This is a genomic window from Microcella sp., from assembly GCF_019739195.1.
In the GTDB taxonomy this organism is placed as follows: domain Bacteria; phylum Actinomycetota; class Actinomycetes; order Actinomycetales; family Microbacteriaceae; genus Microcella.
This window is the reverse complement of the sequence record NZ_JAHHDS010000003.1, coordinates 553,105-569,784: the sequence shown is the minus strand read 5'-3', so window position 1 is coordinate 569,784 and position 16,680 is coordinate 553,105. Positions and strand designations below refer to the sequence as shown.

Here is a 16,680-nt window from a genome sequence, read left to right as displayed (position 1 = left end):
TCGCGTGACCGATGCGCCCCCGATGACCCCCGCCGAGGCGGGCGCGCTCATCAAGGTGCCGAGGGTCGACGACGACAAGTACTCGCGCGGCGTCGTGGGCTTCGTCACGGGATCGACGCAGTACCCGGGCGCGGCCGTTCTGGGTGTCGAGGCGGCGCTGCGCACGGGCGTCGGCATGGCACGCTACCTCGGGCCGCCGCGGGCGACCGAGCTCGTACTGCAGCGCCGGCCCGAGGCCGTCACGGCCGAGGGGCGCGTGCAGGCGTGGGTCGTCGGCTCGGGAATCGCGAGCGTGGGCGACCTCGAGGCCGAGCCGCAGCGCTGGGCGCTGACGGCGCTCGCGAGCGGGCATCCGACGGTCACGGATGCCGGCGCGATCGAGCGCGACGCCGTGGTGCGTGCGACCGCCGCAGGGGCGCCCGTCGTCATCACGCCGCACGCGGGCGAACTCGCGCGGTTGCTCGACCGCGACCGCGAGGCAGTGCACGCCGACCCGGTCGGCTCAGCCCGCGACGCTGCCCACCGCTTCGGCGTCGTCGTGCTGCTCAAGGGCAGCACCACGCGAGCCGTCTCACCGTCGGGGCACGTCATCGAGGCGCGGTCGGCTCCGGCGTGGCTCGCGACGGCCGGGGCGGGGGATGCTCTCGCCGGCCTGCTCGGAGCCCTCCTCGCCGCGCACGCCGACGCTCTGGCCGCCGACGAAGACCGCTCTCTTCTGACCAGGTTGGCTGCGGCGGCCGCCGTCATCCACGGTCTCGCCGCCGAGCGCGCTTCCGCGGGCGGACCGCTCACGGTGCTCGACCTGTGCGCCGCGATCTCGCCCGTCCTCGCCCAGCTCGTGGCGGACCGTTCGTGAGGCGAGCCGCGGGCAGCGCGGTCTCGCTCTGGCTCGCCTTCGCCGCCGTGCACCTGTGGCTCGGATACCTGAACCTCTATGGCCCCGGCCTGCCGATGGGCGACGTCACCTACGTCTACCTGTTCTGGGTCGAGCGGGGGCTGAACGAGGGCGAGTGGGTGGGGCTCGACACGGCTTGGGTGTACCCGGTGCTCGCGCTCGTGCCGATGCTCGCCGCGTACGCCTTCGGCCCCGACCTCTACGCGACGACGTGGCTCACGATCGTCATGGCACTCAATGCCGTCGCGCTCGTGTCGATCATCGGAGTGCAGGAGCGCGCGCGGCGTGCGCCCGTCGCCTGGTGGTGGATGCTCTTCCTTCTGCTCGTCGGCCCCATCGCGCTCGGCCGCATCGACGCTGTGACGGTGCCCGTCGCGCTCGTCGCCGTGATGCTCATCGCCGATCACCGCAAGTGGGGCGCCGCCCTGCTCGCGATCGGCGCGTGGATCAAGGTCTGGCCCGCCGCGCTCGTCGTCGCCGCGTTCATCGCTCTGCGGGCCCGCTCTGCCGTGGTGATGTCGGTGCTCGTCGTCTCAGTCGGCGTCGTGGCACTCGCCCTGCCCTTCGGCTCGCTGCTCGCGCTCGTGAGCCCGATCACGCAGCAGACCGCGCGCGGGCTGCAGGTCGAGTCGATCATCGCGACGCCCTGGCTCTGGGCAGCCGCGGCGGGGCAGCCGGGCACACGGGTGTACTACGACCAGGGCATCCTGACCTGGCAGGTGCTCGGCGAGGGCACGGCGCTCGCCGCCGACCTCATGACGCCGCTGCTCGCCCTCGCCGTGCTCGTGATCGTCGCGCTCGGCATCCTCGCCGTGCGGCGCGGGGCGACCGAGCTCGAGCTGTTCCCGGTGCTGTCGCTCGCCCTCGTGATGGCGCTGATCGCCGTCAACAAGGTGGGGTCGCCGCAGTTTGCCACCTGGATCGCTGTGCCCGTCGTGCTCGGACTCGCGTGGCACCGCTGGGGCGGACGATCGTTTACGACCCCGGCGGTGCTCGGGCTCATGATCGCGGGGTTCACTCAGATCGTGTACCCCGTGCTCTACACGAACCTGCTGTCGCTCGACGCGGGCATGCTCGTCGTGCTCACGGTGCGCAATCTGCTCTACCTCGTGCTGCTGGGCTGGGCCGTTCAGCAGATCGCGGTACTGTGCTGGCGGCCGCGCGTCGCGGCCCCGCGGCTCGAGCCGGCGGTCGACGAAGAGGGAGCATCCGCATGATCGTGGCATTCTCGGTGGCGCCGTCGGGCGGTTCGTCGTCGGATTCGGTGCACGATGCCGTCGCTGCGGCCGTTCGCGTCGTGCGCGAGTCGGGCCTGCCCAACCGCACCTCGTCGATGTTCACAGAGATCGAGGGGGAGTGGGACGAGGTGATGGAGGTCGTCAAGGCCGCGACCCTCGCGGTGGCCGAGTACGGCACGCGCGTCTCGCTCGTGCTCAAGGCCGACTACCGACCTGGCCACACGGGCGAGCTCGACGGCAAGGTGCAGCGGCTCGAGGCCGCCCTCGTGAAGGGTGCCGACTCCCCGCAGTGACGACTCCCCGCGGCCGTGCGCGGGGCGCAAAGCCGACGGAGAAATGTCGGTGGTCGGTGGTGTGATGGCCTCATGAACGCACCCGGGGTCGCACTGGCTGAAGCGCCGCGCCCCTCGATGCAGTTCGCCGATTCACTGGCCGATCTGCTGCAGGCGGCCGCGACGCTCGACCGAGTCATCGCATCGGCGCAGGCCATTCGGGCCGAGGTCATCGACCGCGCTCGACACCTGGCAGAGCTGACCGCTGTGGCTGAGTCTGCTGAGTGCGATCGAGACGAATCGCCGTCGACGCGGCGGCAGCTCGCCCATCGGGTGCTCGTGAGCGAGGTCGCGTGCGCTCTGCGTGTGCCCGAGCGCACCGCCGAGCGGCTGATCGACGAGAGCGACATGCTCGTCGCCCACCTCGGTGCGACTCATCGTGCGCTCGCCGAGGGGTCGATCAGCTACCGCCATGCGCAGGTGATCATTGACGAGGCACAGTCGTTGCCTGATGCGGCACGCCCCGGCTTTGAGCAGGCCGTGCTGCCAGCGGCCGAGCGGCTCACTGCCGCTCGACTGCGCCCACGGGCGCGCGCCGAACGCGAACGCAGCCACCCCGACAGCATCGAGCAGCGCGTCGAGAAGAGTCGCGCTGATCGTCAGGTGCTTCTCGAACCAGCCCATGACGGCATGGCGTGGCTCAGCGCCTTTCTGCCGGCAGAGCGTGCCAGCGCGATCTACGAGCGAGTGACGAGTGTGGCGCTCGGCATCAAGCGCACGTCACCGGGCGACGACGAGCCGCGCACTCTCACGCAGCTACGAGCCGATATCCTCACCGACCTGCTCGTCGACGGCGTTGTCGATGCGAACGGATGCGGTACCGGGGTTCGCGCGACCGTGCACGTCACCGTTCCGGTCGAACGGCTGGTCGGCGTGGCGACGTCTGGCGAGGCGCCCGCACTCTCTTCCTCAGCATTCATTCCTCCGGCCGAGCTCGAGGGCTACGGCCCGATCGACGACGAGACTGCGCGCGAGATGGCCGCGGGAGCGCCGTCGTTCACGCGCTTGCTCCGGCATCCCGAGTCAGGGGCCGTGCTGTCGGTCGGTCGCGATCGGTACTCGGTGCCCGCCGACCTCGCGACCGCGCTGCGCATTCGCGACCGCACGTGCCGCTTTCCGGGCTGCGGGCGCTCAGCCGCCCGTAGCGACATCGACCACACGGTCGACTGGCAGTTCGGCGGTACGACTTCTATCGACAACCTCGCTCACCTGTGCCCCGCACACCATCAGCTGAAGCATCGCAGCGACTGGCGGGTATCGCAGGAAGGCGGCGGAGTGCTTCGATGGCAATCACCGAGCGGGTTGACCTACGTGACTCACCCCGAGGGCGGCCCCGCCCCGCCGTGAGGGAAGATTGCAACGAAAGCTCGTTCTCTGGCCATGTCTCAGGTAGGGGCAACCAACCAGAGAAAGGTCGATCATGCACGACCACGACGTAGCGTCGCTGTTGAGGCAGTCTGATCCCGCAGCGTCCATAGTGCGGACTGCACGACTTGGCGCGGTGGAGGTCGAAGCTCAAAGCCGGGCCGCAGGCACGCGGATGCGGAGACGGCGACTTGCGTGGATGATTCCCTCCATTGCTCTTGCAGGCGGGCTCACCGTGATGACGGCAGGAACGACCCTCGAGAACTTCGCCCTGTCGAGGCCTCCATTCTTTGGGCTTGCGCCCGATGAGCAGCGACCTGCCGTCGGTGCGCGATTCGTTCCCCAGAGCGGTCAGGACATGGGAGAACGGTGTTTGCTTTTTCCGGATTACGTCGGGCTTGAGGGTAATGAGCTTCGAGTCATCACGGGAGCCATCGAGTCGGGCGCTTGGGAGGCACCGCTCGCCGAGGCGTCCGAGCGAGCGCTGAGGGAAGCGGGTGTCACTCCTCTTTCGACTGCGGCGCGCTCCGACACGGCTCGCGACGCAGAGACTGCAGAAGTCAATGTTGTCCTTCGTGAACTCAGCAAGAGTCTTGTCCCGTCATTGAACGACGACGACAAGTACCTGACCGCGTTCACCATCACGTGCCGGGCGGGTCTGTGGTGAACAGCAGCCGAGTCGCGGAGGTAGACCAACTTGTTCGCCGAGAGTCTGCAGATCTTCTCGCGTACTTTGCTCGTCGAGTCGAACAGCCAGCCGACGCGGCCGACCTCTTGAGCGACACCTTGGTTGTTATCTGGAGGCGATCACGAGATGTGCCCCGTGACCCCCATGAAGCTCGACTGTGGTCGTTCGGAATAGCCCGCAAGGTTATGTCAGGGCACTGGCGATCGCGAAGAAGACGTGCAGACGCGGTCGCAAAGCTTGGAGAAGAGCTGACGACTGTGCTCTCGGAGTCGGACCAGGGTTCTCTACTGGATGTTCGGTCGGCTATTGCGCGTCTGTCAGAACTCGACCGTGAAATCATGCGGCACGTGTACTGGGAGGGCTTCTCTCTGGAGGAGACGAGCCGCCTACTGGCCATGAGTTCAGCGACTGTCCGGAGCCGACATCATCGCGCGAAGGCGAAGCTGGCCGCAGAGCTTTCCGAACAGGGGGCGAACTCGTGACCTGGGACTTCTAGCGAGGCTCCGGGTCTCGAGTCGGTTCGATAAACTCGGGGTGAATCTGCCGGCAACGATGCACGGCTCCACCCACTGCGCATATCGAGAGTTGCCGTGACCGTCTCTACCGCCAGTGTTCCCGTCATCGACGAGGCCACGGCCGCTGCCTATGCGCGTCAGCAGCGCGAGCACGATGAGGCGCACCGTCGTGCGCACGGGGGTGCCGAGCGCCGTCCTCTGAGCCGACGGCGCATCTACGCCGCCCTGCTCGCGCTCGCGCTCGGCGGTTTCGGCATCGGCGCGACCGAGTTCGTGGCCATGGGCCTCCTTCCCGAGATCGCTCGAGACCTGCTCCCGGGGCTCTACGCCGCCGATCAAGAAGCGGCGATCGGGCAGTCGGGCTGGGTCATCACGGCCTATGCCCTCGGGGTTGTGGTGGGCGCCCCCACGATCGCGGCGTTCGCGGGCAGGATGCCGCGCCGCCGTCTGCTGCTCTGGCTCGCCGCGGCGTTCACGCTCGGCACGATCGCGTCGGCGACGCTGCCCACATTCGAGCTCGTCATCGCGGCGCGCTTCATCGCCGGCCTGCCGCACGGTGCCTACTTCGGCGTCGCCGCCCTCGTCGCCGCGAGCCTCATGGGCCCGGGCAAGCGCGGTCAAGGCGTCGCCCTTGTGCTCAGTGGCCTCACGATCGCGACCGTGATCGGGGTGCCCGTCATCACCGCGATCGGCCAAGCCGCCGGCTGGCGAGCGGCGTATCTCGTCGTCGCGGTCCTGTTCGCGGCCACCTTTATCGCGGTGCGAATGCTCGTGCCGTGGCAGCCCGGCGATGCCAACTCGACCGTGCGCCGCGAGCTCGCCGCGTTCGGCAGCCTGCAGGTCTGGGTGGCCGTCGCGGTCGGCGCCATCGGGTTCGGCGGATTCTTCGCGGTCTACAGCTACATCGCGCCCATGGTGACGGAGTCGGCCGGTCTGCCGGGCGGGGCCGTGCCCTGGGTGCTCGCGAGCACGGGCGTCGGCCTGACGATCGGGAACTTCCTCGGCGGACGCCTGGCCGACGCCGGTACCTCGCGCGCGATGTTCGTGGGTTTCGCCGGCCTCATGGTTGCCTTGGTGATCGTCGGGCTGCTCGGCACCACGCCGGTCGGCCTCATCGCGGGCACGTTCTTCGTGGGGTTCACGGCCGCGATCCTCTCGCCCGTCATTCAGACTCGATTGATGGATGTCGCGGGCGAGTCGCAGACACTCGCCGCGGCCCTCAACCACTCGGCTCTCAACGTCGGTAACGCGCTCGGCGCCTTCCTCGGCGGCCTGGTCGTCGCGGCAGGCTGGGGCTACCTGACTCCGGCATGGGTCGGCCTGCTGCTCGCCGTCGGAGGAGTCACGCTCGCGCTCGTGAGCGTGGCCCTCGAGCGCCGCTCTGCGCCGCTCGTCGTTTGACCGCACGCACAGCGCGTCCCGACGAGGAGTCTCGCCGGGACGCGCTCGGTGCCGGGTGCTAGTAGCTGTACAACTGCTGGCTCACCAGCTCGCTCACCACGCCGGTTCCGCCGAGGATCACGATCTTCGCCGGGGCGAGTCGCGTGAGCTCGGCAATCACCTCATCGGGAATGCTGTCGCGTCGGACGAGCAGCACGGGCACCTCTTGCATGCCGGCGACCGCCGCACCCGAGAGGGCGTCGGGGAACCCTTCGCCGCTCGCGATGTAGACCACGGGAACGCCCGGCGCGAAGTTCGCCGCCGAGATTGCCGCCGAGGTCGCGTAGCGGTCAGGCCCGGCAAGGCGCGTTACCGATCCCGAGGTGGAGGACTGAAGGGCGGTGGCGACTTCGTCGCTGACGATTCCACTGCCTCCCAGGATCACGATTGCGCCTGGTGCGAGCCGTGTGAGTTCGGCCTGAACGGTGGCGGGGATGCTGTCGCGGCGCACGAGGAGCACAGGCACCTCGAGCTTGCCCGCGACTGCCGCGCCGGAGAGGGCGTCGGGGAAATCCTCGCCGCTCGCGATGTACACCGACGGAACCCCGGGATCGAAGTTCGCCGCCGAGATAGCGGCCGACGTTCCGTAACGATCGAGTCCTGCGAGTCGCGTGACCGATCCACTGGTGTAACCCTGCAGAGCGGTCTGCACCGCACTGCTCACGACTCCGGTTCCGCCGAGGACCACGATCCGGCTCGGTTGCAGCCGGTTCAACTCGGCCTTGACCACGTCGGGGATGCTCGTCAGACGCACCAGCAGCACCGGGCCTTCCTGCATGCCCGCCACCGGGGCGCCCGACAGTGCGTCGGGGAACTCCGCACCGCTGGCGATGTAGGCGACGGGTGCCTCCGCGGCGTAGTTCGCCGCCGAGATCGCCGCCGACGTCGCGTAGCGGTCAGCTCCCGCCAGCCTCGAGACGCTGAAGGGCTGCACGGTGGTCACGTAGACCCCGGCCCAGCTCTCGGTCGTCGCGGTGTTGAGCATCGAGATGCTCAACGCCAACGTCTGGCCACGGAATCCTTCGCGCTCGAGACCGACCACGCTGACGAGAGACCCCGCCGGCGCCTGCGGATCAATGCTGGGTCCATCGGTGCTGGTGTCGACGATCGTCTCGAACCGTTCGACCGGTCCGGGTCCCTGCCCGACGTAGATGCCGCTGCCGCCCGCGACAGGGCTGCCCTTGAAGGCCACCTGGAAGCCACTCGAGATGCTGGTGACCGCCACGAAAGACGAGGAGCGCCAACGCGGGGGTTCCATCGTCTCGTCCTCACCGCCGCCGACCTCGGGCGGAGCACCCGAGAACACCCAGTAGAGGAAGCTACCGAAGGTCGCCCCGGTCGCGGCCGCCCGGCTCAACTCGCTAGTCACCGTGTCGTACACGAAGATGCCCTGGTTGACAGGGACCTCTGTCGTGAAGCCCGAGGGGTAGGTCTCGTTGCAGTACGCGATCAGATCAGCGTTGCCGTCGGCCGGGCACGTCAGGGTGATCGTCGTTGTCTCAGTGCCCCACGAGCCTGCGAACGCGACGTAGCGTCCGTCGAACGAGAGGGCCTCACCGATCTTGGTGAACACGTCCTCCACCGCTGCGCCCGGCACCTGGTCGCCGATGGCGACGAGCGTGGTCAGGGTCGGCGACGGCTCCAGGGGGGCCAGGTAGATGCCGCCGAGGGTCGGGGCCTCTTCGTTGTCGAGACCGAGAAAGACGACGCGGCCGTCGGCCGCGCTCGGTGGCGCCGTGGAGCCGAACTGCACGCTGCCGCTCGACTGGCCGGGAATCACGGTGTCAGAGCTGGCGATGACCTGCGTCGCCGCGGTCGGTTGGGCGACGTCGCGGAAAAAGATTCCCGTCTTGCCGTCTCCGTCGGTGTAGTTGCCCTTGAAGGCGACGGTGGTGCCGTCGACGGCGGGCGCACCCGGAAACTGGTCGAACCTCGTACCCGAAGGGGCACCCGGCACCGAGTAGATCTCTTGCCCGGGCACCGCGCCCAGCAGGCTGGCGCCGGTCGTGAGCGCTCCGTTCAGCGTCGCGTACACGCCGCTCGTGCCCACACTCGTTGTGGTTGTGTCAGGCAGCGCGTACTCCCACACGGGCGTCGATTGCCCACGGGTGCCGACGGTAGAACCGGTCATGTCGATTCTCGGGAATGACGGGAATTCGGTGAACGTACCATCGAGGTTGTTCGGCTGAGGGACGGTGTCGCCCACCTCGGCGATGGTGACGACGCTTGAGGATCCTGACGCGGAATTGCGGGTGTATACCCCTCGGATCGGTGACGGGCCCTGCGTGCGCGCGCGAAAGGCCACGAGCCCGGCTTCGTTCACCGACGGCTGGTTGAAGCTGTTGAACGTCGCGGACGTTCCGGGCGCTACCGTGCTGCTGTTGGCCACCGTGGTCCAGTCGTAGTCATCGACAGCAGCGTTCGCGGGTACTGCGATGAGTGATCCGGCCAGGCCGATCGTGACGGCCATCGCGGCAAGACGCGCCGGGGGAAGGGAGCGCGGGCGGGTTGATTCACGACGATGTGACATGACGTCCTCTCGGGTTCGGCGCGGGGAGCGCTCGAAGGTGCTCACACTGTAGGGGCGACAACGGTCGTGCACACCGGGGCTAAAGTCCTCAATCTCTGTTCCCGGGTCGAGGGACTTTCGGCCCTGGGCGGGAGGGCCTCGCGACCATATCGTCGGTGCACGAGGTGTCGTCGCACTCGACGTCCTGCCGTGCACGACCGTGGCACCTCGCGCTCAGGAGGAGCTCGCTATGACTGCCCACCGCTCCGAAACGGGTCGTAGAAGGCTCGTGCTGGCAGTGTTGGCTACTGCCCTCATCACGGCCCTCACGGCCGGCGCACTCGCCGCTGTATTTGCCGGAGTCGGCAGGGCCGACGACCCGTCCGGCGGCCTCGACGACGGTGCCACGATCGTTCCGTCGTGCACCGTGCCCGACCTTCCGGGCACGGTGGTGACGGTGTTCCTCAGCGATATGGGTGTCGACGCAGATGGTCAACATGGACGCATGACCTCAGGAACCGCCATGTTCCTGAGCGCTGACCCGGCGGCCGTCCCCAACGGCAACGTCTCCTTCCTCGCCATCAATGGAGGCCGGCTGACCCACCAGCTGATCGTCATGCCGCTGGCCCCGGGCGAGAACGCCGGTGAACGAGTGATCGTCGAAGGATCGACAGTTGCCGAAACAGGGCTGCTCGGCGAGGCCTCTGCGACCTGCGGCAGCGGCGAGGGGCAGGGCATCCTGCCAGACTCCTCAAGCTGGGTGACCCTCACACTCCCGCCTGGACGCTACGAACTGCTCTGCAACTTTCCGGGCCACTACGCCGCTGGCATGCACGCCGAGTTCACGGTCGGCCAAGTCGAGGCTGAGAACTAGGTCGAGACTGTGTGCGACCCGATTGGCGCGTCGCACTCAGCCTGAATGACTCAGAGCCCGCCGCCGCCGGAGGGAGCATCCACGAGGATGCCGTCGCTGATGGCCTGCTTGCGCAAGGCGACCTTCGTGCCGACGTCGATGCCCGCGATGCGGTACTTCTCGCGAATGCGCTTGAGGTAGCTCTTCGCCGTCTCTTCAGAGATGCCGAGCTGGTAGGCGACGGTCTTGACGGGCTCACCGGCGCCGTAGAGGGCCATGACGCGGCGCTCTTGCGCGCTCAAGCGAGGGGAGCCACCGACGTCGGCGGCGTTGAGCGCGAGGTCGAGCTCGGCTGAGATGAACGATTCGCCGTTGCGCGCTGCGCGGATCGCCTCGACGATCATGCCAGCGTCTTCGCTCTTGACGAGATAGCCGAGGGCACCGGCGCTGAGGGCCTCGCGCACGACGTTGGGCTCGCTGTAGGTGCTCATGAGCACGACGCGCACGCCCATCGACTTGAGGGTCTGAATCTTGAGCGAGACGGGGATGTTGTCTTTGAGGTCGAGGTCGAGCAGTACGACATCGACGGGGAACGCCGGGTGCGACAGCAGGTCGGGCCACGTGGCCACGGCGGCCACCATGTCGATGTCGTCGGCGGCCTGGCGAATCCACTCGGTGAGGGCGCCGAGCAGCATGCGGTGATCGTCGACCAGTGCCAGTCGAATCGTGGTCTCGGCCATCTGGTCCTCCGTGGTTCTCTGCTCGGGGTGTGCTGGTTCAGGTGCTCAGCTCGGCCGAGCCGCGTCGACCGGGTTATCGACCGTGCAGTCGAGCTCGATGCGCACTGCGCCACCGGCCGTGCTGTCACTGTATCGCCCGGCCCGGTCGAGGGCCTCCCACACACCGGGGTCGACGCGATTGCGCCGCAGACCCGTAGCCTCGATCGCGACAGAAACGGTGAGGTGCCGACCTGTGGGCGACCGCTGCGGATCGAGCGGCCCGAGGGTCACCGAGACCGCTCGGGCCGGGGCAACACCCTGCGGGTCGGCGGCCAGTAGCCAGAGGGCGGCGAGCAGCGAGTCGCGCTGCACGTCGTCGAGCAGCCCGGCGAGGGTCGCCGAGTCGCTCACCGTGACGCGACGACCCAGATGCTCAGACTCGCTCACGGCGTGAAACAGCCAGGTCTCGCGCCGGCCCTCAATGAGATGCAGCCGCAGTTCGGTCGCGAGCGTCGACGCGCGCGAGGCAAGGGGTGCCGGCAGGGGCAAGGGGGCGTCGCCGTTCGCCACCGCGTCGAGCAGCTCTTCGGCGTCAAGATCGAGCCGGGCGAGTTCTTCGCTGGCGAGCATGCCGACCGCGAGACGCGGCGCGGTGACGGTCGACTGCACGAGCACGCGGTCGAGTTCGCGTTTGAGCATCCGCTCGAAGCCGCTCACCAGAAGCACGCCGGTGATGCCGGGGCCGATCGCGAGCGCAACGGTCACGAGTTGCGAGGGGATCGTCACGGGCGTGAGCGGGGTCGTGGCGATGATGGCGACAACGAAAGCGATGCCGAGCAGGCCCGTGGCGACGAGCACCTCCCACCGCGAGCGCAGGGTCACGATGATGAGCAGCACGAAGCCTGCCGAGACCGAGGCCGTGGCGTAGCGACCGACATCGCCGAGCGGAGCGATCGCGACGAAGTCGAGCCACACCACAGCTGCGAGAGACGAGAGAAAGACGCCGTAGAGCCAGTCGGGCAGACGTTCGCCGCTCGCCGAGATCGTGATCGTGAGGCCAAGGAACGTGACCATGAGCAACAGCCACGCAGCGACCACGGGCAACAGCGACGGGTACTCGGGGGCGCGCACCAGGAAGAGCGCGATGCCGAGCATCGACTGCAGTGCGGCGATGATCGCAACGCCGAGGCCGAGAAAGCCCGACCCGAGGGCCGAGGCGTGGGTCGAGGTTGGGGTGCCGCGCCGTGTCGACGAGCGCGCGCCCGCGGGTCGCACGAGGCCGCCAAGCGTGGTCTCCTCCGGTGGGGTATACCTGCTCGTCATCGCGGTACCTCGAGAAACACGGTGGTGCCCGAGCCCGGCACCGAGAAGACGCGGGCATCGCCGCCGACATCGCGCAGGCGTGCGACGACCGACTCGGTGAAGCCCAGTCTCTCGGCGCTGACCGTGTCGGGGTCGAAGCCGACACCGGCATCGGTCACGACAGCGCGGAGGCGATCGTCGGTCTGCGTGATCGTGACGTCGGCCTCGGCGACCCCGGCGTGGCGCCGCACGTTCTCAAGGCACTCGGCGAGGGCGAGCAGAAAGGCGTCGAGCACGTCGCTCGGCAGCAGCACCTGACCGCTGCCGTGCCAGCGCACCGAGAGTCCCATGCGCAAGAAACGCTGCTTGACCGACTCGAGGGTCGTGCCCAGCGCCGTCTCGCCAACCGGCTCGAGGCTGTAAGTGCCCGAGAACTGGGGCATGGGGGTCGAGCCGAGTCGCAGTTGGCGCAGCAGTCGCGAGTCTTCAGCGGCCTGCTCGCGCAGCGCGGGCTCTGAGACTCCCACGCCCGAGTGGGCCAGCAGCGTCAGCGTCGCGAGCACGGTGTCGTGCAGCAAGCGGGCTCCTTGTCGGCGCTGCGCCTCGGTCTCGCTCGCCTGTCGCTCGAGGTGATGCGCGCGCCCGATGCTCTCGATGCGCTGCAGCGCTCGCTGCACGCCGACGGTCACCCAGAGACCGATAATGAGGGTGATGACCCACCCCGCCAGAGTGGCGACCGCGGGGGTAGAGATGAGGCCGCGGGTGGGGCCCGCCGCTGCGATGAGCAGGCTGCTGCCGAGCGCCCCGCCCGCCCAGATCAGCCAGCGCGGCGTCGTATCGCTGAGCACCATGCCGAGGGCACCGAGTCCGGCGACCCCGAGTGGCGAGAGAGCGGTCGGCAGGGCGATCGAGCCCGACTGTCCCCACGGTAGCTGCGCCAGGGCGAGAGCCCCGCAACCGAGCACAATGGTGAGCACGATCCACCCCACGTGCCCGTTGCGCCCGACCATCACGAGAGCCCCGGCCTGCCCCGCGAGCACGATGAGCACGGAGGGAAGGATGTCGGGATCGACGACGCCAGGAAGAGCCAGGCAGACCGCTGAGAGGATCACGCCGCTCAACCCCAAGGCGCGGGCAGCCGAACGCAGCAGGCGTTGGCGCTCTTTCTCGATCATCACGACGACGCCGATCGCCGTGTGCCGCCCCCGCGCCTCATGGTGACCAGTGTGGCACCTTCGGGCTCGAGAGCCTCAGAAGCCGCACGTCTCGGCAATCGCGTCGTAGAGGGCAGCGCGCGTCTCGTCTGCGGCGATGACGGTCGTCGTTCCGGTCTCGCCGTCGAGGTCGAGGTGCACGGTGAAGAGCGTGCCCTGCTTGTCTTCAGCGACCGCGTGCGGGTCGCACCGAGCCGCGGCCAGCCAGATCGGCACGGTCATCGTCTCGGCGGCAGTCAACACCCGATCGAGAGCGAGCGTCGACACGCGGCCTGAGTCGGTCGGCCCGGTGCGCAACCCGAAGAGCACGGTGTCGGCGATCGCGACGAGTCGCACGCCGCTCACTCGCGCTGTCGCGACGAGTTCAGCACCGATCGTTCCGGCCGCTGGGTCATCGAGCGCTGGCGCGCGACGCACTTCAAGGTCGACCTGCGCGGCCGCCGCCTCGGCGAAGCACGCACGCTCGTGCCAGTCGACCCACTGCCCGATGCGGTCGGTGGTCGGCAGCCGCAGTTCGGCGGTCGCACCCGACGCGAGGGCCACGGTGAGCACCGCCTCGGGCAGCGTCGGCCCGCCGTCGCACCGCGGAGGCGGCAGCAGCAGAGCCAGGTCGCGGGTCGCGCCGGGGGGAATCACGGTGGTGCGATCGCGCTCGATCGCCTCGGCGAGAGCGGGGGAGTCGAGTACGGCGTGCAGCACTGTCAGCGGCGTCGTCCCGGTGTTGCTCACGCTCAGCTGCAAGCCTCCGCGGGCCGGATCACTGCGGGTGCGGTAGACCTCGGCGGTCGCCGACACCTCGTCGAGCGAGCTCGGGGCGTCGATGACCACGGGGGCTGGTTCGGGCTCGACGAGCGGAGAGCATCCGCTCAGCGCCGCCATCACGAGCGCCACTGCGGTGACGATCGCGATCGGCCGGCGCATCGTCGTGCTCGCTCAGCTCGCGAGCAGCCGGGCCAGGGGAGGTCCGACGAGGTCGTCTTCGATGAGGAAGGCGTCGTGACCGAACGGCGACGAGATGACGATCGCCTCGTCGCCGTGCACCGAGTGCGGCAGGTGGGCGGCGATCACCTGCTGCTGTTCGAGCGGGAACAGCCGGTCGCTGTCGATGCCGAGCACAAGGCTGCGGGCGGTCACCCGGCCGAGCGCGTCGGCGAGTGAACCGCGCCCGCGCGCCACATCATGCGAGTTCATGGCCTCGACGAGCGTGATGTAGCTGCCCGCGTCGAAGCGGCGGGTGAACTTGTTGCCATGGAAATCGAGGTAGCTTTCGACCGCGAAGCGGCCGCCGTGACCGAGCGGGTCGAGAATGCCCTGCCACGAACGCTCGAAGCGCTCGTTGAGCTCGCTCGGCGAGCGGTAGTTGAGCAGTGCCATGCGCCGCGCGAGCGCGAGCCCGCGGAACGGGCCCTCGGGCTCGTCGTAGTAGTCGCCGTCGCGAAACAGAGGATCCATGCGGATCGCCTCAATCTGCACCGAGTTGAGGGCGATCTGGTCGGCACTCGAGACGGCGGGGGCGGCGAGCACGGCAAGGCGTTCGACGCGGTCGGGATGCTCGACCGCCCACTCGAGCGCGTGCATGCCGCCCATCGATCCGCCGATGACGGCCGCGAATCGCTCGATGCCGAGCGCGTCGGCGAGCACAACCTGGGCCGCGACCTGGTCGCGGATGGTGAGGTACGGAAAGCGCGAGCCCCACTCGGCGCCGTCGGGCGACACCGAAGAGGGCCCAGTGGAGCCCTGACACCCGCCGAGCATGTTGGGCGCGATAACGAACCAGCGGTCGGTGTCGACGGCGAGCCCGGGGCCGACGATGCCGCCCCACCAGCCTGCGGTCGCGTGGCCGACGCCGGGGCGGCCGACGACGTGGCTGTCGCCGGTGAGCGCGTGCATGATGAGCACGGCGTTGTCGCGTTGCTCGTTGAGCTCGCCCCAGGTCTCGTACGCGAGTCGTGCGTGCGGCAACGACTGGCCCGATTCGAGCGTGAGCGACCCCACGGCCTGGAAACGGCGGTCGCCGGAAGGGTCGCCCTCGCGCCAGGCGCCGCTCGTGGGCGGAGTGCCCAGCAGGGCACGCCGATTCGCCTCGGTGATGAAGGCCGAGGGCACCGTGTCTTCGCTCGTCTGCCAGTCCATGCTCAGGCCATTCTGTCGCAGGATGCGCGCGACCCCCGCCGTGTGACGACGGGGGTCGCGCGTGCTGTGGTGAATGGGGTGGAACCGCCGAGCGCTCGGTCGCGCGGCGGGGTCTTGCAGGGCTAGGCGGCGTTCGCCGCCGTGACGGCCCGCGCTGCCGCGAAGCCGGTCTCGAGGTCGGCGATGATGTCGTCGACGTTCTCGAGCCCGACCGAGAGGCGCACGAGGCCCGGGGTGACGCCCGTGGTGAGCTGCTGCTCAGGAGTGAGTTGCGAGTGCGTCGTCGAGGCGGGGTGGATGATGAGGCTGCGCACATCGCCGATGTTGGCGACGTGGCTGAACAGCTTCACGGAGTCGACGAGCGTGCGACCGGCGTCGACGCCGCCCTTGAGCTCGAACGACAGAACCGCACCGACGCCGCGCGGCGCGTACTTCTGCGCGTGTGCGTGCCACGGGCTCGACGGAAGGCCGCTGTAGCTGACCGAGGCGACGTCGGGGTGCGCCTCGAGCCACTGCGCGACCGTCTGCGCGTTCTGCACGTGGCGCTCGATGCGCAGGCTCAGAGTCTCGATGCCCTGAATGAGCTGCCACGCATTGTCGGGCGAGACCGCCGCGCCGATGTCGCGCAGCAGCTGCACACGCGCCTTGATGATGTAGGCGATGCCGTCGCCGAGCACGCCCGTGTAGCTCGCCCCGTGGTACGAGGGGTCGGGTTCGGTGAGGCCGGGGAACTTCTCGACGTTCTTCGACCACTCGAACTTTCCGCCATCGACGATGAAGCCGCCCATGACCGTGCCGTGACCGCCGAGAAACTTGGTGGCCGAGTGCACGACGATGTCGGCGCCGTGCTCGAGCGGGCGGATGAGGTACGGCGTGGCGATCGTGTTGTCGACGATGAGCGGCAGGCCGGCGCCGTGCGCGACCCCGGCGACCTTCTCGATGTCGAGAATGTTGATCTTGGGGTTGCCCACAGTCTCGGCGAACAGCAACTTCGTGTTCGGGCGGATCGCAGCCTTCCACTCGTCGGCATTGTCTTGGTCTTCGACGAACGTGACCTCGATGCCGAGCTTCGCGAGCGTGTAGGTGAAGAGGTTGTAGGTGCCGCCGTAGATAGACGACGACGAGACGATGTGGTCACCCGCCTGAGCGATGTTGAGCACCGCGTAGGTCGTCGCCGACTGGCCCGAGGCGAGCAGCAGCGCCGCCGTGCCGCCCTCGAGCGCAGCGATGCGCTGCTCGGCGACGTCTTGCGTCGGGTTCTGAATACGGGTGTAGATGTTGCCGAACTCAGCAAGCGCGAACAGGTTCTTGGCGTGCTCGGCATCGTTGAAGACGTAGGCGGTCGTGCGGTAGATCGGCGTCGCCCGCGCGTTGGTCACCGGGTCGGGCTGCGCTCCGGCGTGAATCTGCAGCGTCTCGAACTTGTAGGGGTCGGCCATGAGGGCTCCTTGCGTCGCGGGTGGGTCGCCTCGACGGT

At 68.7% G+C, this 16,680-nt stretch carries 15 protein-coding genes; 8 read left to right on the top strand and 7 right to left on the bottom strand.

From position 1 onward, the window contains the following. Nucleotides 1-4 precede the first annotated feature (4 nt). The 7 genes from KL788_RS04435 (at nucleotide 5) to KL788_RS04410 (ending at nucleotide 6,434) form a co-directional block, all read left to right on the top strand. Nucleotides 5-856 (top strand): ADP-dependent NAD(P)H-hydrate dehydratase, encoded by an 852-nt coding sequence (locus tag KL788_RS04435; protein WP_293168872.1) that lies wholly within the window; start codon nucleotides 5-7, stop codon nucleotides 854-856. Further along, nucleotides 853-2,112, top strand: a complete 1,260-nt coding sequence (locus KL788_RS04430) for a hypothetical protein (protein ID WP_293168870.1) — start codon at nucleotides 853-855, stop codon at nucleotides 2,110-2,112. The genes KL788_RS04435 and KL788_RS04430 overlap by 4 nt, the downstream gene beginning before the upstream one ends. After that, a complete protein-coding gene (locus tag KL788_RS04425; protein ID WP_293168868.1) occupies nucleotides 2,109-2,426 on the top strand; it encodes a thiamine-binding protein in 318 nt (105 codons plus the stop codon). The genes KL788_RS04430 and KL788_RS04425 overlap by 4 nt, the downstream gene beginning before the upstream one ends. A gap of 72 nt (nucleotides 2,427-2,498) precedes the next feature. After that, on the top strand, nucleotides 2,499-3,812 hold the full coding sequence (locus KL788_RS04420) for an HNH endonuclease signature motif containing protein (RefSeq protein ID WP_293168866.1): 1,314 nt from the start codon (nucleotides 2,499-2,501) through the stop codon (nucleotides 3,810-3,812). A 217-nt stretch (nucleotides 3,813-4,029) separates the two neighbouring features. Next, nucleotides 4,030-4,497, top strand: coding sequence for a hypothetical protein (locus KL788_RS04415; RefSeq protein ID WP_293168864.1), 468 nt, complete (start codon nucleotides 4,030-4,032; stop codon nucleotides 4,495-4,497). Beyond that, nucleotides 4,476-5,000: an RNA polymerase sigma factor gene (locus KL788_RS14095; RefSeq protein WP_367120413.1), complete on the top strand. Its 525-nt coding sequence runs from the start codon at nucleotides 4,476-4,478 to the stop codon at nucleotides 4,998-5,000. The genes KL788_RS04415 and KL788_RS14095 overlap by 22 nt, the downstream gene beginning before the upstream one ends. Nucleotides 5,001-5,231: 231 nt before the next feature. Further along, a complete protein-coding gene (locus tag KL788_RS04410; RefSeq protein ID WP_293173156.1) occupies nucleotides 5,232-6,434 on the top strand; it encodes an MFS transporter in 1,203 nt (400 codons plus the stop codon). A 58-nt stretch (nucleotides 6,435-6,492) separates the two neighbouring features. On the opposite strand, the gene KL788_RS04405 is transcribed toward KL788_RS04410, so the two are convergent. Next, nucleotides 6,493-8,943 (bottom strand): cell wall-binding repeat-containing protein, encoded by a 2,451-nt coding sequence (locus KL788_RS04405; protein ID WP_293168862.1) that lies wholly within the window; start codon nucleotides 8,941-8,943, stop codon nucleotides 6,493-6,495. A 289-nt stretch (nucleotides 8,944-9,232) separates the two neighbouring features. On the opposite strand from KL788_RS04405, the gene KL788_RS04400 reads away from it, so the two are divergent. Further along, entirely contained in the window at nucleotides 9,233-9,856 is a 624-nt protein-coding gene (locus KL788_RS04400; protein WP_293168860.1) for a hypothetical protein, read from the top strand. Between the two features lie 50 nt (nucleotides 9,857-9,906). On the opposite strand, the gene KL788_RS04395 is transcribed toward KL788_RS04400, so the two are convergent. From KL788_RS04395 to KL788_RS04370, 6 genes are all read right to left on the bottom strand, one after another. Further along, entirely contained in the window at nucleotides 9,907-10,575 is a 669-nt protein-coding gene (locus KL788_RS04395; RefSeq protein WP_293168858.1) for a response regulator, read from the bottom strand. A gap of 45 nt (nucleotides 10,576-10,620) precedes the next feature. Next, nucleotides 10,621-11,877, bottom strand: a complete 1,257-nt coding sequence (locus KL788_RS04390; protein WP_293168856.1) for a hypothetical protein — start codon at nucleotides 11,875-11,877, stop codon at nucleotides 10,621-10,623. Then, the gene (locus KL788_RS04385) at nucleotides 11,874-13,031 is read right to left on the bottom strand and encodes a sensor histidine kinase (RefSeq protein ID WP_293168855.1); all 1,158 of its coding nucleotides are present in this window, start codon (nucleotides 13,029-13,031) and stop codon (nucleotides 11,874-11,876) included. Before KL788_RS04385 ends, KL788_RS04390 begins: the two co-directional genes overlap by 4 nt. A gap of 75 nt (nucleotides 13,032-13,106) precedes the next feature. Continuing rightward, a complete protein-coding gene (locus tag KL788_RS04380) occupies nucleotides 13,107-13,991 on the bottom strand; it encodes a hypothetical protein (protein WP_293168853.1) in 885 nt (294 codons plus the stop codon). A 12-nt stretch (nucleotides 13,992-14,003) separates the two neighbouring features. Next, nucleotides 14,004-15,203, bottom strand: coding sequence for a homoserine O-acetyltransferase MetX (metX, locus tag KL788_RS04375; RefSeq protein WP_293168851.1), 1,200 nt, complete (start codon nucleotides 15,201-15,203; stop codon nucleotides 14,004-14,006). A 122-nt stretch (nucleotides 15,204-15,325) separates the two neighbouring features. Continuing rightward, nucleotides 15,326-16,642 (bottom strand): bifunctional o-acetylhomoserine/o-acetylserine sulfhydrylase, encoded by a 1,317-nt coding sequence (locus KL788_RS04370; RefSeq protein WP_293168849.1) that lies wholly within the window; start codon nucleotides 16,640-16,642, stop codon nucleotides 15,326-15,328. Nucleotides 16,643-16,680: the final 38 nt, after the last annotated feature.